Raw genomic sequence first — 23,136 nt, forward strand, 5'->3', positions numbered from 1 at the left:
TGTCAGCCAATGTTGAGCAGCGAGCGTGGGCCTTGGCGGCGGCCCATGATGTTGAGCAGGTTGCCCAGGGCGGCTTCGGCTTCGGGCGCGGCCTCGGCCACGCCTTCGAAGCGCAGCCGGCCACCGACCCAGCGGCCCGCGCCCTGCAGCCTGAGCGCGCCGCTGAGGGTTTCCAGGTTCAGCGTGGTGGTGTTGCCGTCGGCGTCGGCGCGCAGGGTCATGCGGTAGCTGCCCAGCGGGCGCAGGGTGGACAGGCGCGAGGCCAGGTCGAGCGCGTCGATGGCGGCCTCGCCCTGCATGCTGGCGCGGCCTTCGTCCCAGCGCAGAGTGAGACCGGCGGTCTGCAGGGCCAGTTGGCCTTCCACGCGCAAGGTGTTCCAGGGCGTGCCCAGGCCGCTGAGCAGTTCGGCCGGCCACAGGCTGGTGGAGCTGGCGCACGCGCAGTTCGCCGCCGCCCAGGCGGGGAATGAAGGTCATCGCCAGGGGCTCGGGGGTGCAGCAGGGGGCCATCAGGCGCAGCGCCATCGCGGGCGATCCCGAGGCCAGGCGCGGCGCGAGCTGCCATTGCAGACCTTGGGGCAGCGCGGTCTGGGTGCGGCTGCCTTCGCCGCCGGTCAGCACCAGATCGGCCTGGCCGTTCCAGACCGTGCCGCGGGCATTGACCAGTTGCAGCTGGCCCTGGGTGGCCGACGTCACGCCGCTGGCAAGCCAGCGCGCGGGCGCGAACACGACGATGGCGAACAGCAGGCCGAGCAGGCCACCGATCCAGGCCAGGCGGATGGGCCAGTTGCCGTTCATGGCGTGCCACCCAGGCCGGGGCCGGTCAGGACCAGGGTGCCGCTCCAGCCGGGGCTGCCGGGTTCGCGGTGGATCTGGCTGTCCACTGGCAGCAGACGGGCGTTGATGCGCACCTGGGCCAGCCACTGGGCCAGGGCCTCGGGCGGGGTGTTGCGCAGGGTCAGCGTGGCGCGCTCACCCAGCACCGAAAGCTGGCCGGTGCCGGACAGGCCGTTGGTGGCGGTCTCGACGGCGCGCAACACCTCGTCGCGCCCGGGCGGTTGGGCGGTGTTCTGGCTGCGCAGGGTTTCGGCGGTGGCGGCCATGCGCTGCATCTGCCCGAGCTGGGCATCCAGCCGGGCGTGGCGCGCGGGGGCCTGGCGCAGCGTGTCCAGGGCGGGCGCGATTGCCACCCACCACACCAGACCCAGGCCGATCACCCAGGCGGCGATGGTCACGGCGTTGCGCTCGCGGGACGAGAGGCGGGCCAGCGCCACCGAGAGGGCCAGGGTGAGCCTGGCGATGGGGGAGGGGGAGGAAGAGGCGGTGGCGATGGTCAGGGTTCCGGCGGGCGCAGGGCCAGCTCATTGCCATCGAAACGCACCCGCCAGCCGCTGTTCTGCAGCGACTGTTGCAGGGCGCGCAATTGGTCCTGGGTGGCGCGCCAGCCCGCGAAGCGCCCTTCGCCCGTGCTGTAGGCGATGGTGGAGGGCAGCAGGGCTTCGCCGGCCGAGGCCTGGTCGATCGCCGCGAGCAGGGTTTCCAGGTCGCCTTCGGACAGGGCGCCGGTGGCCTGTTGCAGGCGGGCCACTTCGCGTTGCATCTGCACCGGGGCGTCGAGCACCAGCGTCACTTGCGGGAAGCTTTTCTGCAGGGTCTGCACCACGGCCTTCTGTTTGGCTTCCAGGCCGCTGCGCTCGTGCCAGGCGGCGGCGTTCAGGCCCACCAGTTGCACGCCCACCAGCGCCGCCAGGCCCCAGCGCGCGGGTCGCCAGGCCGGGGCGTTGCGCCATTGCCGGAAGCTGCGCTTGAGCCGTTGGCCGCGCCGCGCGCCCGCCGAGAGGCTGAGGTCGAACTGTGCGAGGTTCCAGTCGGACTGGGCGCAGCGCAGCAACCACGCGGGCAGGGCGACGAGCTCAAAACGCTGCTGCAGCACCTGCTCGGCCTGCCCGGCCACGGTGGGATCGGCCAGCCAGACGTCGTATTCACCGGGCTCGCCTGGCGCGTCGCTGGCGGGTGGCATGAGCGCGGTGACCACCATGTCGCCCGCGGTGCCATGGCCCAGGGGAGTTTCTCGCAGCGGTGTGCAGCTCACGCCGAGCAGGCCGGCGCTGCCCAGCCAGATCTCGCCGTTCTCGTTGTAGGCCCAGTGGACGTTGGAGGGCACGTCCAGCGCGAAACTGCGCGATGAGCCCGGCGTGGCGCCAGGGGTTTCGGAGGGCACCAGCGGCCACAGGGCCGGCGCGATGCGCCCGGCCGGGCGGGCCGCTCCCTCCAGGATCTGCAGCCAGCCGCGCAGCCAGACCTTGTGGCAGGCGGCGACCCACACCGTCTGGCCCGAACGGCCACCGGGCTCCAGGGCGAAGTGCAGGTCGGCTGTGTCGGCCAGCAGGCGGTCTTCCAGCAAGCCTTCGAGCGCGGCCCGCAGGCGCGCGGTGGCGACCTTGGGCAGGGCGACCCGGTGCCAGGAGACGGCGCGCGGCGGCAGCACGAGCACCACGTCGTCGTCCCGCGGCAGCAACGCGGCCGCGCACTGACCGTGGTCGGTGATCTGCTGGCCATTGCTGGACGTGGCCCAGTCGAAAAGGGCCGTGGGTCCCGCAGGGGGCGCAGCGGAGAAGTCCGAGGGAGTGACGATCAGCACGGTGATGCGGTCATGCGAAGGTGTTACAGGGCGGCGAGCCCCTCATTCTAGAGACCCTGGGTGACTCTCAGGGGCCTGATGTGCACCGGGAAAACACGCCGTCTCAGCGCCGGGCAAAGCGTTCGCGCCAGTTCACGCGCACATCGAGGTTGTTGCGCACGACGAGAGAGCGCTCTTCGATGATGGTGTCGTCGAGCCTAAGGCGCCCGCGCACCTCGAAGTGGTTGCTGCGCACACCGTGGTACAGATCAGACAGTTGGCCCGTCATGGCGGGCACCACGGCGCTGGCGTCGGCCAGGCTTTTGAACGGTTCGCGCTCGCGGGCGCTGGTGATCTGCCGGGCCTGGGCCATGTCCAGGCCCGGCACACTGGCGCAGATGGCCTGTGCGCTGGCGGTGTTGAGGTTGAGCGTGGAGCGGGTGGGCAGCACGGTGACGTGGGGTTCGAGCACGGCCAGGCTGTTGCGGCTGATGCCGAGCCAGGCCAGTTGCGCGTATTTCCGGGGCAGCAGGGCGGTGCGCGAGGGCAGGGGGTCGCTCAGCGCCAGGCTCATGGAGGTGCGCAGCTCGTTGGCGGCGGCGTTGAGTTCCGAGACCGGCAGCCCGAGTTGTTCGTAGAGTTTGGCGAAGCTGCGCATGTCGGCTTCGGAGAGTTCCACCTTGGCCTGGGCGCCCGCGCCGACGGTGCGCACCACGTTCAGGAAGTTCATGCGCGACTGCATGTCGATCACTTCGCCCGAGAGAAAGGCCTCCAGCATGCCGTCGGTGTTGTTGTTCTTGTCGGCGGCGAGAAAGCTGGAGAGGCGCGCCTCCTCCAGCGGCATGGCCCAGGGTTCGCCCAGGTGGTCGGCGTTGCCGCTGCTCTGGTTGTCGCGCGCGTCCTCGCGCAGGATCAGGCGCGCCCAATCGAGCGCACCGGTCAACACCCAGCCGGCCTGCACGCGGCGCCGCTCGGCCTGCTCGACCTCGGCCGAGCGCCACTGCTGCCACAACGCGGCCGAGGCCAGGGTGCGCACCAGCGTGACGACGAGCATGGCGAGCAGCAGCGCTGCGCCTTGCTGGTGTCGCCGCAGGGTCTTCATCAGCGCCCCGCTTCCAGGGTGGGGCGGACCCAGTCGCGCACCAGGCTGCCGCTCAGGCCTTCGCCGGTGCCGAGCACGAGTTCCAGGCGCACGCCATTGGGCAGGCTGCCGGTGCGCGCGCCCTCGGGGCCGCCCACGGGCTCTTCATTGCCCGTGGACGACTGCGGGTTGCCCCAGGTTTCACCCCGGTGGTAGAAAAGCTGCCAGTTGTCGATGCCGAGCAGGGCGATGGCGCTGTCGGAACTGGCGTTGCCCGCCTGCGAGGGCAGGGCGCCGCGGCCCCATTCGCCGGCCCGTTGCCAGGCGCGCGCCAGTTCGTCGCGCCGCAACAAGGGGCCGGACTGCCAGCGCACCCATTGGCCGCTGGCGTTGATGCTCGATGAAATCTGCGGCAGGCCGGCCAGCGCCACGCCGGTCAGCCGCGCCCAGGCCACGACGCGGATGCCGCGGCTGTCCAGGCCGGTTTCGCCACTGTCGCGCCGCGTCATGCGCAACACTTGGCCGTTGAAGTCGAGCGCGTTGACTTCGCCGGTGTCGATCAGGGCGTCCAGGTCGGCGGCCCACTGGCCCATGGCCGCCTGCATGCGCAGCAAATCGTCGGCGCGTTGCTGGGTGATGTTCTGGGTGCGCGTCATGCCGTCCAGCGAGCGCCAACTCAGCAGCGCGAGCATGGACATCACGACGATCGCCACCAGCAGTTCGACGAGGGTGAAACCGCGCGCGTGTTTCATCATGCTCAATACCGGCCCATCACGGTGGAGAGGCTGAGCAGGCGCACGTTCACCCCATCCACGGCGGCTTCGACGACCGTGTCCACGCGCCGGAAGTTCGGGTTGGGCGTGGGCAGCACCGACAAGCGCACGCGCATCTCGCGCCCCGCCTGCGTGCACACGGTGTCGGTGTCGCCGGTGCCGGGCAACTGGCGTTGCAGGCGCAGGCGGGTGAGTTCGTTCTCGGCGCACAGCTGGGCCAGCCATTGGTCGCTCTGCCGGCCGGATGCCCGCGTGAGAGCGCCGGTGGCCTGCAGCCCGGCGGCCAGGGTGATGGCGACCACCGCGAGGGCGACGAGCACCTCGATCAGTGTGAAGCCGCGCGGGCGCGTCATGGTGTGGCGGCCAGCACGGTGAAGGGCGAAAGGCCGTCGGTGCCCAGGGTGATGCGCCGGTCCCCCTGGACCAGCATCACCCGCTGTGCGGCGATCAGCGGTTCGGGCCCGAGCACCAGGGTTTGCGCGCCCGGCGGTTGCAGCACCTGGGCCTGGGTGTCCTGGTTGAGCCAAGGGCGCGGCCCGGTGAGCGAGCCGGTGCCCGCCTGGGTGGACAGGCCGAGGAATTCGAAGCCTTGCGGCAGGCTGCGCCAGACCACCGGCAGCCCGCTGGTGCGCGACTGGGCACGCGCGGACTCCAGCATGGCCGTCAGCCGCAGGCCCTCGCGCTCCAGGCGGGTGGCGCCGTCGTCGCGCAAGGCCACGCTCACACCGGCGGTGGCGAAGGCCACGATCACCAGCACCACCATGAGTTCGAGCAGGGTGAAGCCGTGTGCCTTGCTGGCCATGATCAGGGAAACCGCGTTGCCGGAAGGCCGATGGTGGCCGCCGCGCAAGGCCACCCCAAGCAAGGCCAGCCCCCTTGGGGGGCGGCGACCCGCGCGGCGGCGGAGCGTGGGGGCTTGTTTTTCACTGCCAACTGCCGATGTCGGCGTCCTTGCCCTCGCCACCCGCCTGGCCGTCGGCACCGAGCGACAGCACGTCCACCTCGCCCCTCAGGCCCGGGTTGATGTACTGGTAGGGGCGGCCCCAGGGGTCGCCGGGCAGCTTGTCGAGGTAGGGGCGCCAGTTCGGCGGCACGGGGCCGGCGGTCGGCTTGGTCACCAGGGCGTTCAGGCCTTGTTCGTTCGTCGGGTAGCGCTGGTTGTCCAGCCGGTACAGCTTGAGCGCCTGCATCAGGTTGTTGACGTCGGTCTTGGCGGCGGTCACGCGCGCATCGTCTGCACGGTCCAGCACGTTGGGCACGATCAGCGCCGCGAGCACACCGATGATGACCAGCACCACCATGAGCTCGATGAGCGTGAAGCCGCGTTGCAGGGTGCGGGCCAGGCGGGCCGCGAAGGCCGGCGTGCGCAGGGTGGGGGTGGTCAGGTGTGGCAAATCAATCTCCCGCGAACAAGGGCCTGTGGAACGGCCCGATGGCCAGGCCGGAAACCGGTGGTCGTCGATCATAATGCGCCCATATGAACAAGGCACCCGCGTTCGGCCATTCCGGCTTCCTCATGGAAAGCCCAGCCGCCCTGCAGACGGCAGGACGGCGAGGGCCGACCATCGCCGCAGGCCTCCTGTGGCTGGCGGCGGGCCTGAGCGCGGGTTACTGGGTGTTGCTGGCCTGGGGCCGGTCGCCGGTGACGCCGGTGTCGGCCATGGCACCAGCGCAGGTGGCGGCCGATACGGCTTCCGTGGCCCGCTCGCTGGGTGCCTTGCCCGCTGCCGCGTCCACGGGTGCGGTGGCCAGCGCAGCGCCGCCCCGGTACAACTTGCTCGGGGTGGTCGCGGTCGGCACCCGAGATGGTGCCGCGCTGATCGCGGTGGATCGCCAGCCACCACGGCCTTACCGCCTAGGGGCCTCGCTGGAGGGTGGGCTGGTGCTGCAATCCGTCTCGCGCCGCGCGGTGCATCTGGGGCCTTCGCTGGAAGCCCCGGCCTCGGTGGAGCTGACCCTGCCCGAGACCACCACGCCGCCCTGAATCCGGGCTCAGCGTTCGAGCAAGCCCTGGGCGGCGAGCAGCAGGGGCCACGCCAGCAGAGCGCCGGTGCCCTGGCCCATGCGCATGCCCATGTCCAGCAGAGGCTGGGCCTGCAGATGGATCAGCATCAGGCGGTGCCCGCTTTCTGCCGAGCGGTGCGCAAACACCAGGTAGTCGGCCACGGCTGGCACCAGGCCCCGCGCCACCAGGGCGGCCGCGCTCGCCACGTACCCATCCACCAGCACCACCCGCCGCTCGGCGGCCGCCTGCAACATGGCGCCGGCCATCATGGCGATCTCGAACCCACCGAGCGCGGCCAGCGCGTCCAGCGGCCCCAGCGCCTTGCGGTGCCGGCTGGCGGCGGCCGAGAGTTTTTCGATGCGCTGGGGGTGCGGGTCGTCGTGGGGGCCCGCGCCGTGGAAGTCGTCGCGTCCGCAGGCGTCGGACAGCGGCACGCCACACAGCCGGGAGAGCAGCAGGGAGGCGGCGACGTTGTCGCGCACGCCCACGTCGCCCAGGGCAATCACGTTGCCGGGGAGGTGGCGCACCACGTCCATGCCCGCGTGCAGGGCCGACACGGCCTGCGCCTGTGACATGGCCGGGCCGATCATCAGGTTGCGGGTGCCATAGCCGATCTTGCGCAGCAGCAGTGGTGCCTTGCGCCGGGCATCGTCGGGCAGGGTGATGTGGGAGGCCACGCCGGCGTCGACCACCGTGAGGTCGAAGCCGTGCATCTGGGCCAGGGCATTGACCGGTGCGGCGCCGAGCAGCAGTTGCAGCACGTGCTCGCAGGTCATGGACTGCGGCATTTCCGACATGCCCTCGTCGGCAATGCCGTGGTCGGCCGCGAACACGACCAGTTGAGGGGAGTCGAAAACCAGCAGGTCAAAGGGCAGGGGGCTGCCGTGCTGGATGCGCGCCAGCTGCAGCACCAGGGCTTCCATGCGGCCGAGCGAGTGCTCCGGCATGCCTTCGGGCGCCAGGCGCAGCATCACCGAGTGGTCCAGCAGCGTGTCCGTCGTGGCCGCGATGTGGGGCAGCTTCAGGTTCGCGGGCAACTCGGGTGCCCGTCGGGTGATCGGTTCGAAGACGGGGTCGAGGGCCATGGCGGGTGGTCAGCTTTTGAGGAACAGACGGTACACCGGATTGCTGGTTTCCTCCACGTACGGATAACCCAACGTGTCGAGAAACTTGTCGAACGCCTTGTGGTCCTTTGCAGGCACCTGAAGCCCGACCAGGATGCGGCCGTAGTCGGCGCCCTGGTTGCGGTAGTGGAACAGGCTGATGTTCCAGCCCGGGCGCATCAGGCTCAGGAATTTGAGCAGCGCACCCGGCCGCTCCGGGAACACGAAGCGCAGCAGGCGCTCGTCGTGCGCCAGGGGCGAATGCCCACCCACCATGTGCCGGATGTGCTCCTTCGCCAGTTCGTCGTGCGTGAGGTCCAGGGTCTCGAAACCGTGCCTGATCAGGTTGGCCGCGATCTTGCCGGACTCGCCCTTGCCATGGGTGGTCAGGCCCACGAACACATGGGCCGCGCTGCCGTCGTGGATGCGGTAGTTGAACTCGGTCACGTTGCGCGGTCCGCCTGGCAGCTTTTCGATCGCTTCGCAGAAGCGGCGGAAGCTGCCCCGCTCCTCGGGGATGGTGACGGCAAACAGCGCCTCACGCTCCTCGCCCACTTCGGCGCGCTCGGCCACGAAGCGCAGCCGGTCGAAGTTCATGTTGGCGCCGCACAGGATGGCGGCATAGGTTTCGCCGCGGGTCTTGTGCTGGGCCACGTATTGCTTGATGGCCGCCACCGCCAGCGCCCCCGAGGGCTCGACGATGCTGCGCGTGTCCACGAACACGTCCTTGATCGCGGCGCACACCGCGTCCGTGTCGACGGTGATGTACCCGTCGACCAGATCGCGTGCGATGCGGAAGGTTTCTTCGCCGACCAGCTTGACCGCCGTGCCGTCGGCGAACAGGCCCACGTCGGCCAGGGTGACGCGTTCACCTCCCTCGACCGAGCGCAACATCGCGTCCGAGTCGGTCGTCTGCACACCGATCACCTTGATTTCGGGGCGCACGGCCTTGATGTAGTTGCGCACGCCCGAAATGAGACCGCCGCCGCCGATCGCCACGAACACGGCATCCAGGTGGTCCGAGCCCAGGCTCTGGAGCTGGCGCAGGATCTCCATGGCGATCGTGCCCTGACCCGCGATCACGTCCGGGTCGTCGAAAGGGTGCACGAAAGTGAGTCCCTGCTTCTTCTGCAGGGTGAGGGAGTGGGTATAGGCGTCGGAGTAGCTGTCGCCATGCAGGACCACTTCACCACCAAAACCACGGACCGCGTCGATCTTGACCTGGGGCGTGGTGGTCGGCATCACGATCACCGCGCGCGTGCCGAGTTTGCGCGCGCCCAGCGCCACCCCCTGGGCATGGTTGCCCGCCGAGGCACAGATGACACCCTTTTTCAACTGCTCTGGCGAGAGGTGCGCCATCTTGTTGTAGGCGCCCCGCAACTTGAAGCTGAACACGGGCTGCTGGTCTTCCCGCTTGAGCAGCACGGTGTTGTGCAGCCGCCGGCTCAGGTTGGTTGCCGGCTCCAGCGCGGATTCCACCGCGACGTCATACACCCGGGCATTCAGGATTTTTTTCAGGTAGTCCGCCGGCCCCATGGTGGTGGTCGACGAGGCTTTTGGGGTGTTGTTGTGTTGTTTGGGGCGGGCTGGCGGCATGGTGTTCCTCGCCGCACATCATATCGGGGGCGAAAAAAAGCCCGGGCTGGCAGAACCAGACCGGGCTTGAATCCACCCGTGGAGGGTAGAGGAGACAACCGTAAATACAATGACGCCAGTATAACGCTCGCATGCTGCATTGCAACATCGCCAATCAGATTTCTATGATTTTTAGAGCGCTCACCCCAATACCTTTGGTTATTTAACGACAGGACACCTTATGGAATGCACCGTCACCTGGACCGGCGCCGCCGGTACCCGCTCCAACATGGGCTTTGTGGCCGAGACCGGCAGTGCGCAACGTGATCGCCATGGATGGCGCCCCGGATGAAGCGAAGCCGGAAAACGGGGGCGCCAACCTGGCGGCCCGCCCGATGGAAACGGTGCTGGCCGGCACGGGCGGATGCACCGCCTACGACGTGGTCCTGATCCTTAAAAGAGGCCGCCACGACGTGCGCGGTTGCAGCGTGAAGCTGGTGACCGAGCGCGCGCCTGTCGATCCCAAGGTGTTCACCAAGATCCACATGCATTTCACGGTGACCGGGAAAGGCATTCCGGCCGTGGCGGTGGAGCGCGCCATTGCCATGAGCCACGACAAATACTGCTCGGCCAGCATCATGCTGGGCAAGACCGCTGAGATCACGACCAGCTTTGATCTGCTGGAGGCTTGAGCGTCGGCGCTTGTGCACTGCTCAGATGCGGTGTGCCACGGTGGTCATGACCTTGGCCGCCATGCGCATCAGTCCTTTGACCGGGGCGGGAAGCTCCACCGCGCCAGCCTGCTGAGCCTCGCGAGCGTGTCGGGCTTCGTCGTCCTTCATTTGCGCGACGATGGCTCTGGAGGCTTGGTCCTTCGCGGGCAGGCGGTCCATGTGGCTCGCCAGATGGGCTTCCACCTGGCGCTCGGTTTCGACCACGAAACCCAGACTCATACCCGGCCCCACGCGTCCGGCGATCAAGCCCAGGCCAAAGGCCCCTGCATACCAGAGCGGGTTGAGCAGCGAGGGTCGGGCGCCCAGCTCGTCCAGGCGTGCCTGGGTCCACGCGAGGTGGTCCGTCTCTTCACGCCCCGCGGCTTCCAATTGCAGGGCGAGTGCCTCATTGGGCATGGCGCCGGTAGCCCGGGGCCAGCGCGCCGCCAAGGCCTGCGCTGTGTACAGCGCCTGGGCACAAACCTCGCCGACATGGTTCACCCGCATCAGGGCGCCAGAGAGCTGGCGCTCTTCCGGGCCGAGTTCCGCGTCCGATGCCCGTTCGGGCAAGGTCGGGCATTCGCGCGTGCCCCTCGGTGAAACGAACAAGGTCCTCAGGGCCGAGTCGGCCGCATTCAGCAAGGCATCGGTGGTGTTGGGCATGGTGTGGACAGAAGGGATCGCCAGGGCACATGCTGCCATGAATTGCTCATCGATGATTTTGGCGATCGGCCGCCTGTGCCGGTTTCCTGGGCTGAACGCCGCGAGCCATGGATCATGATTTGTGAGCCTAACCATATGCGGGTATCTACTAACAACGTGGCACAGGTGCAACGGATGCACCGCCATGAGGCGAGAAAAGCCCTCACCACCATGGCGCCATCGGAAACTTTCTGATGCAATTAGCGCAGCTTCCTGGATGGAGGTTGGCTCGGTGGCAAAGACCCCCGGCCCTTATTAACCCTTGGAGAACCCTTCAATGAAAAAGACCCTGATCGCTCTGGCCGCCGTGGCAGCCACCGGCGCCGCTTTCGCACAGTCGACCGTGACCCTGTCGGGCACCGTTGACGTTGGCCTCGAGAAGCGTTTCTCTGGCGACGCCCTGCGCATGACCGCCAACCGCAACGGCACCAGCAACTGGACCCTGGCCGGCACCGAAGACCTCGGCGGCGGCCTGAAGGCTGTGTTCCAAGTGTCGACCTCGTTCAACAGTGACACCGGCACCGTGTCCTCCGTCGATGGCCTGGGCAACAACGGCATGTTCGTTGGCCTGACCGGCGGCTTCGGTACCCTGCGCGCTGGCCGTCCGGTCAACACGCTGTACGGCAACGTCCTGCTGGCCAACGGCACCAAGGGTGTTTCCGTGCATGACGCCAACACCGTGCTGGGCGGTAACGCCACGGCCACGGCCAAGACGTCGAATGCTTCGAGTTCGGTGTATGTGCCCAACGCGGTGCAGTACCACTCGCCCCGTTTCGGCGGCGTGCAAGTCCAGCTGGAATACGCTCCTTCCGAGTCCACGGCTGCTGGCAACAAGGCTGGCAAGGCCATCGGTGTTCGCTACGACGGCGGCCCTCTGAGCGCCACGTTCGTGAACTACACGGGCGCCACGGCAGCTGCCACCACGCTCAAGGCCGTGAACCAGTTCGCGGTCTCGTATGATTTCAGCGTCGTCAAGGTGTTCTTCACCATCCGTGATCAAGGTGGTCTGGCTTCTGATCAAGACAACTCCTACGCTCTGGGCCTGACGGCTCCCGTGGGTCCTGGCCTGATCTACGCCTCGTTCAACAACAACGAGCAAGTGGGCGACGATGGCCGCACCATCATCGCTGGCTACAAGTACTTCCTGAGCAAGCGCACCCAGGCCTACGTGAACGTTGCACGCCGCAACGCCGCTTGGGTCCCGGCTACGGTGACGGCCGCTGGCGGCAACGGTGCCAAGTCCAGCACCGGCTTCGGTTTCGGTCTGCAACACAACTTCTGATCGTCTCGCTGGCTTCAAGCCAGCTTGCTCAGATGTTTGAAAGCCACCTGTCTTCGGACAGGTGGCTTTTTTATTGGTTGTGGTTGAAAGTCACTGGGGGCCGTCACCCCCCCCCCTGCGCTGTTGCACTGAGGCAACAAAACGGACCGAATTTGAACCGTTTTTCAGGGCTTACCCTAGGGACAAGGAGCTTTCCTCCTAACATGCACCAGTCAGTTTTCTAACTTTGTGGTGGTCCTCACCGCAATATTTTTAAGGAAGTAACCATGAAAAAATCATTGATCGCCCTGGCAGTTCTCGGCTCCGTGGCTGGTGTGGCCCAAGCCCAATCCAGCGTGACCATGTACGGTCTGGTGGACGTTTGGGCTGGCCGCGTCAAGACGGAAGTGCCTGGCGTGGGTTCCGTGTCCTCCACCCGTCTGGACTCCGCTGGTCTGGCCACCAGCCGCTGGGGCGTGCAGGGTTCGGAAGACCTGGGCGGCGGTTTGAAGGCCATCTTCAAGCTGGAGCAAGGCTTTGATGCTTCCAACGGCACGGCCGTTGCTGGCACCGCTTTCAACCGCCAATCGTGGGTTGGCCTGGAAGGCGGCTTCGGTACCGTCCAGTTCGGTAACGTGTGGTCGGCTTTTGACGATGTGTTCTACATCGGCAACTCCATCTTCGACGCAGTGTCCTTCTCGCCCGCATACGCTGTCATGAGCGTTGCTGCCTATAACGACAAGCCGCGCAACGCCCTGCGTTACACCTCGCCCAACTTCGGCGGCTTCAGCGCTGCTGTGTCGCACGGCCTGGACGAGAACGCTGCTGTCAAGCGCGACCAGACCGACTTCAACCTGCAGTACGCTGCTGGTCCTCTGACGGCTGCTTTCGCATACCAGCTGCAAAACGACGCTGCTGGCGTTGGTCAAGACGCCAAGTTCACCTACTTCACCGCCGCCTACGACCTGGGCGTGGCCGTGCTGAAGGGCGGCGTTCGGCCAGACCCGCAATGTGTTCGCCACGAAGACCAACGACTGGCAAATCGGCGCCGACTTCCCCCTGTCGTCCGCTCTGACCCTGTCGACCGGCTACGCCTCGTCCAAGGACAAGGATGGCACGGACACCAAGCGCACCGGCTACTCCGTGGGCGCCCTGTACGCGCTGTCCAAGCGCACCTCGACCTACGCCGCCTTCACCAAGGCCAAGGAAGAAGTCGCTGGCACGACCGCCGTCAAGGGCACCGTGTTCGGTGTTGGCCTGCAGCACAAGTTCTGATCCCCGTTCTTCGGAACACCGATCAGTCAAAAGCCACCCGGCATGCCGGGTGGCTTTTTTATGGGCTTGGCGGGAGACTACTTTGTGGGGGCAGCAGACTTCTTGTCTGCTGGCGCAGCTGCGGTGGGTTTGAAGCTGTCCCCATTGACGGTCAGTCCCTCCGACGACAGCTTGGCGGCGCGTTTGTCACCAATGCCGGGTACCCTCTGAATCAGGTCGCCCCAGTTCTTGAAGGGGGAGGCCTTGCGCGCTTCCAGGATCTTGGCCGACGTGCTTGGGCCGATGCCTTTGATGCTGTCGAGGTCGGCCACGGTGGCGGTGTTGATGTCCACCGCAGCGAAACTGGCGGCGGCGAGAAGGGCCAGCAGACTGGTCAGAATTTTCTTGAACATGGATTCCTTTCCATTGAAACGTTGATGACATGTCATGGAGGGGGGCTTGCAAACATGCGCTTCCCGATTCATGACCCGAAGCCAGCGATGGCTTCGAGTCATGAATTTATTTCCAAAGTTTGATTTTTCAAAGAAAAATACAATTTTTATAATTCTTAGTAACTCTTTTATGCGTGTTTGCAACATGAAGGCGCCCGTTCGAGCGCCAAAAGGAAGCGGATTGGGTTTGCTGGCGTCCCTTGCTTGCGTCGGATGGTTTGCGTTGGTGCTGGCAGGGTGTGCGGGATCACCTGCGGTGTCGGACGACCTCGCTGAGGAGGGTCCACCTTCTCGACCTCAAAGAATGCCCCATGGGGCCAGCCCGGCGGTGCTGAAAGCCGCCCACCAGCTGTTTTCCACCCCGGCGACGGATGTGCCATGGGAGCCGTTCTTCTTCCCCGGCAAGCGGTACCTGGCGTTCGAGCCGGTTCAGGTCGGGGGGCGCCCGGCACTGCAGGTGCGTGCGAAGAGTTCCGTCAGCATCCTGAGGCAGCGGTTCGTGCCTTCGCTGGAATCCGTGGGGCGTCTTTCGTTTTCGTGGCGGGTCGATGCTTTGCCCACGGATGCCGATCTGGCCGTGTCCAGTCAGGCGGACTCGGCGGTGCGGGTGGTCCTCGCCTTCGATGGTGATCGCACGCGCTGGACGCCCAGAAACCATCGCCTGTCGGAGATGAGTCGCTTGCTGACGGGCGAAGAGATGCCCTATGCCTCCTTGGTCTATGTCTGGAGCGCCAAGCACGCACCGGGCACCGTTGTGGTGAACCCGCGCACGGACCGCATCCGGAAGCTGGTGGTGGACAGCGATGTGGCGAACTTGGGGCAGTGGCGCGATCATGTGCGCGACGTGCGCGCCGACTTCCGTCTGGCGTTTGGCGAGGAACCGGGACCCTTGCGCCTGGTGGCGCTGATGACGGACACCGACAACACGGACAGCCAACTCACGGCGTGGTATGGCGCGCTGAGGCTGGAACGCGCCTCAGATTGACGCCAGGGCGTCTGTCCGTTCGGGTTACTCCGGTGCATTGGCCGGGAACGTTTGTTGCATAGTGGCGGGATGTCCACTTTATTTAGGTGTCAACAAATGAAGCTCCCACTTGCAGTCCTGTTCGCCGCGATGGCCGTTGGTGCCGGCGGTGCTCACGCCAAAACTTTCAAATGGACGAGCGCCAGTGACATTCCCACGTGGGACATCCATTCCCAGAACAACGCCCTGGCGAACGGCATCCATGCGTCGGTGTATGAGTCGCTGGTTTACTACAACAGCAAGACCTTCAAGCCCGAGCCCGTTCTGGCGACGGCCTGGAAGCAGGTGACGCCCACGCAGTTGCGCATGAACCTGCGCACGGGGGTCAAGTTCCACGATGGCTCGACGTTCTCGGCGGACGACGCGGTGTTCTCGATCGAACGGGCAATGACCAAGACATCGAACTTCGGCATCTATGCGCAAGGCATCGACCGGGTGGTGAAGGTGGACGCCAACACCATCGACATCTTCACGAAGGACCCCAACCCGGTGTTGCTGAACCAGCTCACCGAGTTGCGCATGATGAGCAAGGCCTGGGCGGAGAAGAACAACTCGACCATGCCCAAGGACATCAAGACGCAGGACGAGAACTTCGCCCATCGCAACGCCAATGGCACGGGCCCCTTCGTGCTGAAGGAGTGGCAGCCGGACCAGAAGTTGGTCGTCACGCGCAACCCGAATTGGTGGGGCAAGTCGGAAGGCAACGTGACCGAAGTGGTCTACACGCCCGTCAAAGCGGTGCGCAACGCGCATGGCGGCGCTGCTTTCAGGTGAGGTGGATCTGGTGCTCGACCCCAGCCCGCAGGATCTGGCGCGCGTGCGTGGCGACCAGAACCTCAAGGTGATCGATGGCGTGGAAAACCGGACCATCTTCTTCGGCATGGACCAGTTTCGCGATGAACTGCCGGGCAGCAACATCAAGGGCAAGAACCCATTGAAGGACCAGCGGGTCCGCAAGGCGTTGTACCAGGCCATCGACATGAACACGATCGCGCGTGTGAGCCTGCGTGGTCTGGGACAGCCCACTGGCGCCCTGGTGGCCCCGCAGGTCAATGGTTGGACGGAGGCGGTTCACAAGCGGCATCCTTTCGACGTGGCGGCAGCCCAGAAGCTGCTGGCCGATGCGGGCTACAAGGATGGCTTTGAAGTCGACTTCGCCTGCCCCAACAACCGCTACATCAACGACGAGCAGATCTGCCAGGCCGTGACGTCCATGTGGGCGCGCATCGGTGTGAAGGCCAAGCTGCGCACCTTGCCGCTGGTGACCTACTTCCCGATGATCCAGCGCTACGAAGCCAGCATCTACATGCTGGGTTGGGGTGTGCCCACCTTTGACGCGCTCTACAGTCTGCAGTCCCTGGTGCGTTCAGTCGGGGCGGGTGGCGATGGCAACTACAACGTGGGTCGCTACAGCAACCCGCAGATGGACGCGCTGGTGGAGCGCACCAAAAAGGAAACGGATCTCAAGCTGCGCACGGAACTGCTGACCAAGGCCTTGGCGCTGCAGAACGAGGACGTGGCCCACATTCCCCTGCACAACCAGATCATTCCCTGGGCCATGAAGAAGAATGTCGACGTGGTGCACCGGGCGGACAACCGCCTGGACTGGCGTCTCATCAAGGTAAACTGATTTCACAGCGTCAGTCGAGGGTCGCGCACCGCAGGGGGCGACCCTCTCTTTATTTTTCAAACGATGTTCGCATTCATTCTTCGGCGACTGGCGCAAGCCGTGATCGTCATGGTCAGCGTGGCGTTCATCGCGTTCATGTTGTTTCAGTATGTGGGGGATCCCGTGGTGTTCCTGCTCGGGCAGGATGCCACCCCCGACCAGGTGCGCGAACTGCGCACCGAACTCGGTCTGGACCGCCCCTTCTTCGTGCAGTTCTGGCATTTCCTCGCCAACGCGGTGCAAGGTGAATTCGGTCTGTCGCTGCGGCAGGGGGCCAAGGTCTCGCGCCTGATCGCCGAGCGTTTCCCTGCCACGCTGGAGCTGTCTATGGTGGCGGCGGTGCTTGCGCTGGTGGTGGGCATCCCGATGGGGGTGTACGCGGCGTTGCGGCGCGGTACGTTCATGAGCCAGGTGTTCATGACTGTGTCGCTGCTCGGTGTGTCCCTTCCCACGTTTCTGATCGGCATCCTGCTGATCCTGCTGTTCGCCGTCACATTGGGCTGGTTCCCCAGCTTCGGTCGGGGTGACGTGACACAGCTGGGTTGGTGGAGCACCGGCTTGTTGACTCCGAAGGGCTGGCACCACATCACCCTGCCGGCCATCACGCTGGCGATCTTCCAGCTCACGTTGATCATGCGGCTGGTGCGCGCGGAAATGCTGGAGGTGCTGCGCACCGACTACATCAAGTTCGCGCGCGCCCGAGGCCTGACCAACCGCGCGGTGCATTTTGGACACGCGCTGAAGAACACGCTGGTGCCGGTGATGACCATCACCGGTCTGCAACTGGGGGGCTTGATCGCCTTCGCCATCATCACGGAGACGGTGTTCCAGTGGCCGGGCATGGGGTTGCTGTTCATCCAGGCCGTGACCTTCGCCGACATCCCGGTGATGGCCGCCTACCTGTGCCTCATCGCGCTGATCTTCGTGGTCATCAACCTGATCGTCGATCTGCTGTACTTCGCGGTCGACCCCCGCCTTCGCGTGGAGAAGGCGGGAGGCCATTGATGTCCACCTCGTCCCGCATCAAGGCCCATGGCCGCGCGTTTTCCCACATCGCGGCCTTCCACCCCGAGCTCACGGCCTTGCGCCGTGATCTGCACGCCCATCCGGAAATCGGTTTCGAAGAGCACTACACCGCGCAGCGCGTGGTCGAGTCGCTCAAGGTGTGTGGCGTGGACGAGATCCACACCGGCATCGGCAAGACGGGGGTGGTGGCCGTGATCCGCGGCCGCCGTCACACCAGTGGCCGCATGGTCGGCCTGCGCGCCGACATGGACGCGCTGCCCATGACCGAGCACAACGACTTTGCCTGGAAGTCCATGCGCCCCGGCATGATGCACGGCTGCGGCCACGACGGCCACACCGCCATGCTGGTGGGTGCGGCGCGCTACCTGGCCGAAACGCGCCAGTTCGACGGCACGGCGGTGCTGATCTTCCAGCCGGGTGAAGAAGGTTTTGCGGGCGCCAAGGCCATGATCGAGGACGGCCTGTTCGACCGCTTCCCGGTGCAATCCGTTTTCGGCATGCACAACTGGCCGCAGATGCGCCCTGGCATGGTGGGCGTGAACCCCGGCCCCATGATGGCCTCGGCCGATCGCATCACCATCGAAGTCACGGGCAAGGGCGGCCACGGCGCGCACCCTTACCAGACGGTGGACCCGGTGCTGGTGTCGGCCCACATCATCACGGCGGTGCAGAGCATCGTCTCACGCAACGTGCGCGCCATCGACAGCGCGGTCATCAGCCTGTGCGCGATGCAGGCCGGCGACATGGGCGCGTTCAGCGTGATGCCGGGCAAGGCCACGCTGGTGGGCACGGTGCGCACCTTCAACCCCGAAGTGCAGGCCATGGTCGAGAAACGCCTGCAGGAGGTCTGCTCCGGCGTGGCGCTGGGCCTGGGTGCCACGGCGCACGTGAACTACGAGCGCATCTACCCGGCCACCATCAACACGCGGGACGAAGCCCGTTTCGCGGCCGATGTGGCGCAGAAGCTGGTCGGCCACGACCACGTGGACCGCAACATGGACCCGAGCATGGGGGCCGAGGACTTCTCGTTCATGCTGCAGGTCAAGCCCGGGGCCTACCTGCGCCTGGGGCAAGGCGCCGAAAACGGCCTTGGCAGCTGTTTCCTGCACAACAGCCGCTACGACTTCAACGACGAGGTTCTGCCGCTCGGAGCGGCCCTGCACGCCAGCCTGGTGGAGCACGCCATGCCATTGGCCGATGAGGCTCACGCGTCGAGCAAAACCCCTTCCACAACCACAAACGCATCAAGGAGCGAAGCATGATTTTCCGGAAAACGCTGGCGGCCGCACTGGTCACAACCGCCATGCTCACCCTGGGGGCCGCCTCGGCGCAGACCATCCGCATCGGCAACCAGGGCGATGCCCTGTCCATGGACCCGCATTCGCTCAACGAGTCCTTGCAGCTCAGCGTGACGAACAACGTCTACGAACCCTTGGTGGCGCGCGACCAGAACCTGAAGCTGGTGCCCGGGCTGGCGACGAGCTGGAAACAGACCTCGCCCAGCGTCTGGCGTTTCGAACTGCGCAAGGGCGTGAAATTCCACGACGGCGCACCCTTCACGGCCGATGACGTGTTGTTCACCTTCGCGCGCGCTTCGGGCGAAGGCTCGGACATGAAGAGCTACACCAACGACGTGAAGGAAGTCCGCAAGGTCAACGACTTCACGGTCGACATCGAGACCAAGGGACCGTTCCCTATCCTGCCCGACGTGCTGTCGCTGCTGTTCATGATGAACAAGAAGTGGGCCGAGGACAACCAGGCCACGCGACCCGTGGACCGACGAAAGGGTGTCGAGAATGCGGCCTCGTTCCGCGCCAATGGCACCGGCCCGTTCCGCCTGCGCGAGCGCCAGCCGAACGTCAAGACCAGCTTCGTGCGCAATGGCAGCTACTGGGGCAAGATCGAGGGCAACGTGGTCAACGTGGAGTACACGCCGATCGGCAACGACTCCACCCGCGTGGCGGCGCTGCTCTCGGGCCAGGTGGACGTGATCGAGCCGGTCCCGCTGCAGGACGTGGCGCGCATCAACGCCAGCGGCAAGAGCAAGGTGATGCAGGGTCCCGAACTGCGCACCATCTTCCTGGGTATGGACCAGAAGCGCGACGAGCTGCTGTACTCCAGCGTCAAGGGCAAGAACCCCTTCAAGGACAAGCGCGTGCGCCAGGCCTTCTACCAGGCCATCGACATCAACGGCATCCAGCGCACCGTGATGCGCGGCGCCTCCAAGCCCATGGCGCTGATGGTGGGTCCCGGCATCAATGGCTTCGACAACGCCATGAACAACCGCCTGCCGTACGACCCCGACGCCGCCAAGAAGTTGCTGGCCGATGCCGGCTACCCCAATGGCTTTGAAGTGGCCTTGAACTGCCCCAACGACCGCTACGTGAACGACGGCGCGATCTGCCAGGCGGTCGCCGCCAACCTCGCGCGCATCGGGGTGAAGATCAACCTGCAGGCCGAAACCAAGGGCACCTACTTCCCCAAGATCCTGCGCCGCGACACCAGCTTCTTCATGCTGGGCTGGACCCCGGGCACCTACGACGCGCACAACGCCCTGAATGCCTTGATGCGCTGCGTGGACGACAAGGGCAGCGCGCAGTTCAACCTGGGCGCCTACTGCAACCCCAAGGTCGACGAGCTGACGGTGCAGATCCAGTCGGAGACCGACAAGGCCAAGCGCGATGCCCTGATCAAGGAAGCCTTCAAGCTGCACTCGGACGACATCGGCCACCTGCCGCTGCACCAACAGGCCCTGGCCTGGGGCGTGGCAACAACGTGGAGCTGGTCCAGCTGGCCGACAACTTCATGCCGTTCCGTTTCATGTCGGTGAAACCGGCGAAATAAGCCGGCCCTCGCCACCACGAGGCCCCGGCCTTGTGGTGGCGTCGCACCCAACCAGGTTCCCCACGTGATCAGCCTCATCAAAAGAGGGCTCGACAGCGATGTCGGCCACAGCTTCCGCACCTCGCCGACCGCCATCGTCGCGGCGGTGATCGCTTTCATCTGCGTGTTCTGCGCGGTCTTCGCGCCGTGGGTGGCTCCGCACGACCCTTTTGACCTTGCGACGCTCGAACTCACGAATGCCCGGCTGCCGCCAGCCTGGCACCCCGATGGATCCAGCAACTTCCTGCTCGGGACGGACGACCAGGGCCGCGACATCCTCTCGGCATTGATGTACGGCGCGCGCATCTCGCTCGCGGTGGGTCTGGCCTCGGTGCTGCTCTCGGTGGTGATCGGCGTCACCTTCGGCCTGCTGGCCGGCTTCCTCGGCGGTTGGGTGGACGGCTTCCTCATGCGCCTGTGCGACGTGATGCTGTCCTTCCCGCCGATCCTCATCGCCTTGCTGATCGCCGGCGTGGGCCGGGCCCTGTTCCCCAATGCGCACGAGACGCTGGCCTTTGGCGTGCTGATCATCTCGATCACGCTCACCGGCTGGGTGCAGTACGCGCGCACGGTGCGGGGTTCCACGCTGGTGGAGCGCAACAAGGAGTACGTGCAGGCCGCGCGCGTGACCGGCGTGGCGCCGCTGCACATCATGCGCAGCCATGTGCTGCCCAACGTCATGGGCCCGGTGCTGGTGCTGGCCACCATCCAGGTGCGCACGGCCATCATCACCGAGGCCACGCTGTCTTTCCTGGGCGTGGGCGCTCCGCCCACCTCACCGTCGCTGGGCACGCTGATCCGCGTGGGCAACGACTACCTGTTCTCCGGCGAATGGTGGATCACCATTTTTCCGGGCGCCATGCTGGTGCTGATCGCACTCAGCGTGAACCTGCTGGGCGACTGGCTGCGCGACGCACTCAACCCCCGCCTGCGCTGAGACCAAGATGAGCCTTCTCCAAGTCAAGAACCTGGTCGTCGAATTCCCCGGCCGCCGCGGCACGCTGCGCGCGCTGGACGACGTTTCCTTCGACATCGCCCCGGGCGAGATCCTCGGCGTGGTGGGTGAGTCCGGCGCGGGCAAGTCGCTCACGGGCGCCTCCATCATCGGCCTGCTGGAGCCGCCGGGCCGTGTCGCCTCGGGCGAGATCCTGCTGCACGGCCGCCGCATCGACAACCTGCCGCACGACCAGATGCGCAAGGTGCGGGGCCGCCAGATCGGCGCGATCTTCCAGGACCCGTTGACCTCGCTCAACCCCCTGTATTCCGTGGGCCGCCAGCTCATCGAGACCATCACCACCCACCTGCCGGTGAGCCAGGCCGAGGCGCGCAGGCGCGCGATCGACCTGCTCAAGGACACCGGCATCCCGGCCGCCGAGCAGCGCATCGACCACTTCCCGCACCAGTTCTCCGGTGGCATGCGCCAGCGCGTCGTGATCGCTCTGGCACTCGCGGCCGAGCCGCAACTCATCGTGGCCGACGAACCCACCACCGCGCTCGATGTCTCGATCCAGGCGCAGATCATCACGCTGCTCAAGACCATCTGCAAACAGCGTGGGGCGGCGGTGATGCTGATCACGCACGACATGGGCGTGATCGCCGAGACCTGCGACCGCGTGGCCGTGATGTACGCCGGACGCGTCGCCGAGATCGGCCCGGTGCACGAGGTCATCAACCACCCGGCGCACCCTTACACCGCCGGCCTGATGGCCTGCATTCCCGACATGAGCCAGGACCGCGAGCGCCTGCACCAGATCGACGGCGCGATGCCGCGGCTCAACGCCATTCCCTCCGGCTGTGCCTACAACCCGCGGTGCGAGAAGGTGTTCGACCGCTGCCACGTCGACCGGCCCGATCTGCTGCCGGCCGGAGCCACCCGGGCGGCCTGCTGGCTGCACGCGCAAGCAGGAGCCCTGGCATGAGCGCCGACATGATCGAAAAAGCGGTGCGGGCCGCGCAAAACCGTGGTGCTTCAAGTCGTGCCGCGGTACCTGCTGCCGCCCTCGAGGCGCCGTTGGTGCGTGCGACCGACCTAGCCAAGACCTTCGACGTGTCCGTGCCCTGGCTCAATCGCGTGATCGAGCGTCAGCCGCGCCAGCTGTTGCGTGCGGTGGACGGCGTGTCCTTCGACATTCCACGGGGTCAGACGCTGGCCCTGGTGGGCGAGTCGGGCTGCGGCAAGAGCACGGTGGCGCGCCTGCTCGTGGGCTTGTACGAGCCCACGCGGGGTGGTTTCGAGTTCGATGCCAGGACGCGCATGCGGCGTTCAAGACGCCGGAAGGCCGCAAGCTGCGCCGCCGCATCCAGATGATCTTCCAGGACCCGTACGCGAGCCTGAACCCGCGCTGGCGCGTGGAGGACATCATTGCCGAGCCGCTGCGCGAGCACGAGATCGAGACCGAGCCGGTGGCTTTGCGCGCACGGGTGGATGAGTTGCTGAAGTCGGTGGGCCTGTCACCGCTGGACCGCGTGAAGTACCCGCACCAGTTCTCGGGCGGGCAGCGCCAGCGCATTTCCATCGCGCGGGCCCTGCGCACGCAGCCGGAGTTTCTGGTGTGCGATGAGCCCACCTCGGCGCTGGACGTGAGCGTGCAGGCGCAGGTGCTCAACATCATGAAGGACCTGCAGCGCGAGCGCGGGCTGACCTACCTGTTCATCAGCCACAACCTGGCGGTGGTGCGCCACGTGAGCGACCAGGTGGGGGTGATGTACCTGGGGCGGCTGGTGGAGTTGGCGCCCAAGCACACGCTGTTCGACCGGCCGCGCCATCCCTACACGCGCATGCTGCTCGATGCGATTCCGAAGATGCACGACACCGGCAAGGCGCGCACACCGGTCTCGGGTGAGGTGCCCAACCCGCTGAACCCGCCCAGCGGGTGTGCTTTCAATCCGCGTTGTCCGCATGCCAACGACCGCTGCCGCAGCGAGCGTCCGAATCTGCTGGACCTTGGGGGCATTCGCATCGCCTGCCATGCGGTGGAAGAAGGGCGGATCTAGT

At 66.2% G+C, this 23,136-nt stretch carries 19 protein-coding genes and 6 pseudogenes; 13 read left to right on the forward strand and 12 right to left on the reverse strand.

What is annotated here, in order from left to right; genetic code table 11:
• Positions 1-2: 2 nt before the first annotated feature.
• The 8 genes from gspN to gspG form a co-directional block, all read right to left on the reverse strand.
• Positions 3-365: a type II secretion system protein N gene (gspN, locus tag ACFJI0_RS02060; RefSeq protein ID WP_382325883.1), complete on the reverse strand. Its 363-nt coding sequence runs from the start codon at positions 363-365 to the stop codon at positions 3-5.
• A gap of 429 nt (positions 366-794) precedes the next feature.
• The gene (gene gspM / locus ACFJI0_RS02065) at positions 795-1,274 is read right to left on the reverse strand and encodes a type II secretion system protein GspM (protein WP_382323265.1); all 480 of its coding nucleotides are present in this window, start codon (positions 1,272-1,274) and stop codon (positions 795-797) included.
• Positions 1,275-1,333: 59 nt separating this feature from the next.
• Positions 1,334-2,641 (reverse strand): type II secretion system protein GspL, encoded by a 1,308-nt coding sequence (gspL, locus tag ACFJI0_RS02070; protein ID WP_382323266.1) that lies wholly within the window; start codon positions 2,639-2,641, stop codon positions 1,334-1,336.
• A 103-nt stretch (positions 2,642-2,744) separates the two neighbouring features.
• A complete protein-coding gene (gspK, locus tag ACFJI0_RS02075) occupies positions 2,745-3,722 on the reverse strand; it encodes a type II secretion system minor pseudopilin GspK (protein WP_382323267.1) in 978 nt (325 codons plus the stop codon).
• Positions 3,722-4,456: a type II secretion system protein J gene (locus tag ACFJI0_RS02080; RefSeq protein WP_382323268.1), complete on the reverse strand. Its 735-nt coding sequence runs from the start codon at positions 4,454-4,456 to the stop codon at positions 3,722-3,724. The genes gspK and ACFJI0_RS02080 overlap by 1 nt, the downstream gene beginning before the upstream one ends.
• A 2-nt stretch (positions 4,457-4,458) precedes the next feature.
• Positions 4,459-4,827 carry a type II secretion system minor pseudopilin GspI gene (gene gspI / locus ACFJI0_RS02085; protein ID WP_382161641.1) on the reverse strand — a complete coding sequence of 123 codons (369 nt, stop codon included), beginning with the start codon at positions 4,825-4,827 and terminating at the stop codon, positions 4,459-4,461.
• A complete protein-coding gene (locus ACFJI0_RS02090) occupies positions 4,824-5,276 on the reverse strand; it encodes a prepilin-type N-terminal cleavage/methylation domain-containing protein (protein WP_382323269.1) in 453 nt (150 codons plus the stop codon). Before ACFJI0_RS02090 ends, gspI begins: the two co-directional genes overlap by 4 nt.
• Positions 5,277-5,397: 121 nt before the next feature.
• Positions 5,398-5,859: a type II secretion system major pseudopilin GspG gene (gspG, locus tag ACFJI0_RS02095; RefSeq protein ID WP_382325885.1), complete on the reverse strand. Its 462-nt coding sequence runs from the start codon at positions 5,857-5,859 to the stop codon at positions 5,398-5,400.
• A gap of 92 nt (positions 5,860-5,951) precedes the next feature.
• Between gspG and ACFJI0_RS02100 the strand changes: the two genes are divergently transcribed.
• Positions 5,952-6,458, forward strand: a complete 507-nt coding sequence (locus tag ACFJI0_RS02100; RefSeq protein WP_382323270.1) for a type II secretion system protein N — start codon at positions 5,952-5,954, stop codon at positions 6,456-6,458.
• Between the two features lie 8 nt (positions 6,459-6,466).
• Here the strand turns inward: ACFJI0_RS02100 and ACFJI0_RS02105 are convergent, their stop codons facing one another.
• On the reverse strand, positions 6,467-7,564 hold the full coding sequence (locus ACFJI0_RS02105) for a nicotinate-nucleotide--dimethylbenzimidazole phosphoribosyltransferase (RefSeq protein WP_382323271.1): 1,098 nt from the start codon (positions 7,562-7,564) through the stop codon (positions 6,467-6,469).
• Positions 7,565-7,573: 9 nt separating this feature from the next.
• Positions 7,574-9,178: a threonine ammonia-lyase, biosynthetic gene (gene ilvA / locus ACFJI0_RS02110; protein WP_382323272.1), complete on the reverse strand. Its 1,605-nt coding sequence runs from the start codon at positions 9,176-9,178 to the stop codon at positions 7,574-7,576.
• A gap of 220 nt (positions 9,179-9,398) precedes the next feature.
• Here ilvA and ACFJI0_RS02115 point away from each other — a divergent pair.
• A pseudogene (locus tag ACFJI0_RS02115) lies at positions 9,399-9,849 on the forward strand (OsmC family protein).
• A 21-nt stretch (positions 9,850-9,870) separates the two neighbouring features.
• Here the strand turns inward: ACFJI0_RS02115 and coq7 are convergent.
• The gene (gene coq7 / locus ACFJI0_RS02120; RefSeq protein WP_382323273.1) at positions 9,871-10,533 is read right to left on the reverse strand and encodes a 2-polyprenyl-3-methyl-6-methoxy-1,4-benzoquinone monooxygenase; all 663 of its coding nucleotides are present in this window, start codon (positions 10,531-10,533) and stop codon (positions 9,871-9,873) included.
• A gap of 316 nt (positions 10,534-10,849) precedes the next feature.
• On the opposite strand from coq7, the gene ACFJI0_RS02125 reads away from it, so the two are divergent.
• The 3 genes and pseudogenes from ACFJI0_RS02125 to ACFJI0_RS02135 form a co-directional block, all read left to right on the forward strand.
• Complete coding sequence (locus tag ACFJI0_RS02125) at positions 10,850-11,854, forward strand: porin (RefSeq protein ID WP_382323274.1); 1,005 nt, start codon at positions 10,850-10,852, stop codon at positions 11,852-11,854.
• A gap of 341 nt (positions 11,855-12,195) precedes the next feature.
• Positions 12,196-12,765, forward strand: a pseudogene (locus ACFJI0_RS02130) (porin); the annotation flags it as partial.
• 73 nt (positions 12,766-12,838) lie between these two features.
• A pseudogene (locus ACFJI0_RS02135) lies at positions 12,839-13,108 on the forward strand (porin); the annotation flags it as partial.
• A gap of 77 nt (positions 13,109-13,185) precedes the next feature.
• Here the strand turns inward: ACFJI0_RS02135 and ACFJI0_RS02140 are convergent.
• Positions 13,186-13,500, reverse strand: a complete 315-nt coding sequence (locus ACFJI0_RS02140) for a ComEA family DNA-binding protein (protein WP_382323275.1) — start codon at positions 13,498-13,500, stop codon at positions 13,186-13,188.
• 367 nt (positions 13,501-13,867) lie between these two features.
• Here ACFJI0_RS02140 and ACFJI0_RS02145 point away from each other — a divergent pair, with 367 nt between their 5' ends.
• From ACFJI0_RS02145 to ACFJI0_RS02180, 8 genes and pseudogenes are all read left to right on the forward strand, one after another.
• Positions 13,868-14,524 carry a DUF3047 domain-containing protein gene (locus ACFJI0_RS02145; RefSeq protein ID WP_382323276.1) on the forward strand — a complete coding sequence of 219 codons (657 nt, stop codon included), beginning with the start codon at positions 13,868-13,870 and terminating at the stop codon, positions 14,522-14,524.
• Between the two features lie 96 nt (positions 14,525-14,620).
• Positions 14,621-16,193, forward strand: a pseudogene (locus tag ACFJI0_RS02150) (ABC transporter substrate-binding protein).
• Between the two features lie 63 nt (positions 16,194-16,256).
• Positions 16,257-17,237: an ABC transporter permease gene (locus ACFJI0_RS02155; RefSeq protein WP_291114063.1), complete on the forward strand. Its 981-nt coding sequence runs from the start codon at positions 16,257-16,259 to the stop codon at positions 17,235-17,237.
• Positions 17,237-18,520: a M20 aminoacylase family protein gene (locus ACFJI0_RS02160; protein WP_382323277.1), complete on the forward strand. Its 1,284-nt coding sequence runs from the start codon at positions 17,237-17,239 to the stop codon at positions 18,518-18,520. Before ACFJI0_RS02155 ends, ACFJI0_RS02160 begins: the two co-directional genes overlap by 1 nt.
• Positions 18,517-20,102, forward strand: a pseudogene (locus tag ACFJI0_RS02165) (ABC transporter substrate-binding protein). Before ACFJI0_RS02160 ends, ACFJI0_RS02165 begins: the two are co-directional and overlap by 4 nt.
• A gap of 64 nt (positions 20,103-20,166) precedes the next feature.
• The gene (locus tag ACFJI0_RS02170; RefSeq protein ID WP_382323278.1) at positions 20,167-21,078 is read left to right on the forward strand and encodes an ABC transporter permease; all 912 of its coding nucleotides are present in this window, start codon (positions 20,167-20,169) and stop codon (positions 21,076-21,078) included.
• Between the two features lie 7 nt (positions 21,079-21,085).
• Positions 21,086-22,060, forward strand: a complete 975-nt coding sequence (locus ACFJI0_RS02175) for an ABC transporter ATP-binding protein (protein WP_382161602.1) — start codon at positions 21,086-21,088, stop codon at positions 22,058-22,060.
• Between the two features lie 8 nt (positions 22,061-22,068).
• Positions 22,069-23,135, forward strand: a pseudogene (locus ACFJI0_RS02180) (ABC transporter ATP-binding protein).
• The last annotated feature ends 1 nt before the right edge of the window (position 23,136 follow it).

It is taken from the genome of Hydrogenophaga sp. UC242_53, assembly GCF_042696965.1.
In the GTDB taxonomy this organism is placed as follows: Bacteria; Pseudomonadota; Gammaproteobacteria; order Burkholderiales; family Burkholderiaceae_C; genus Hydrogenophaga.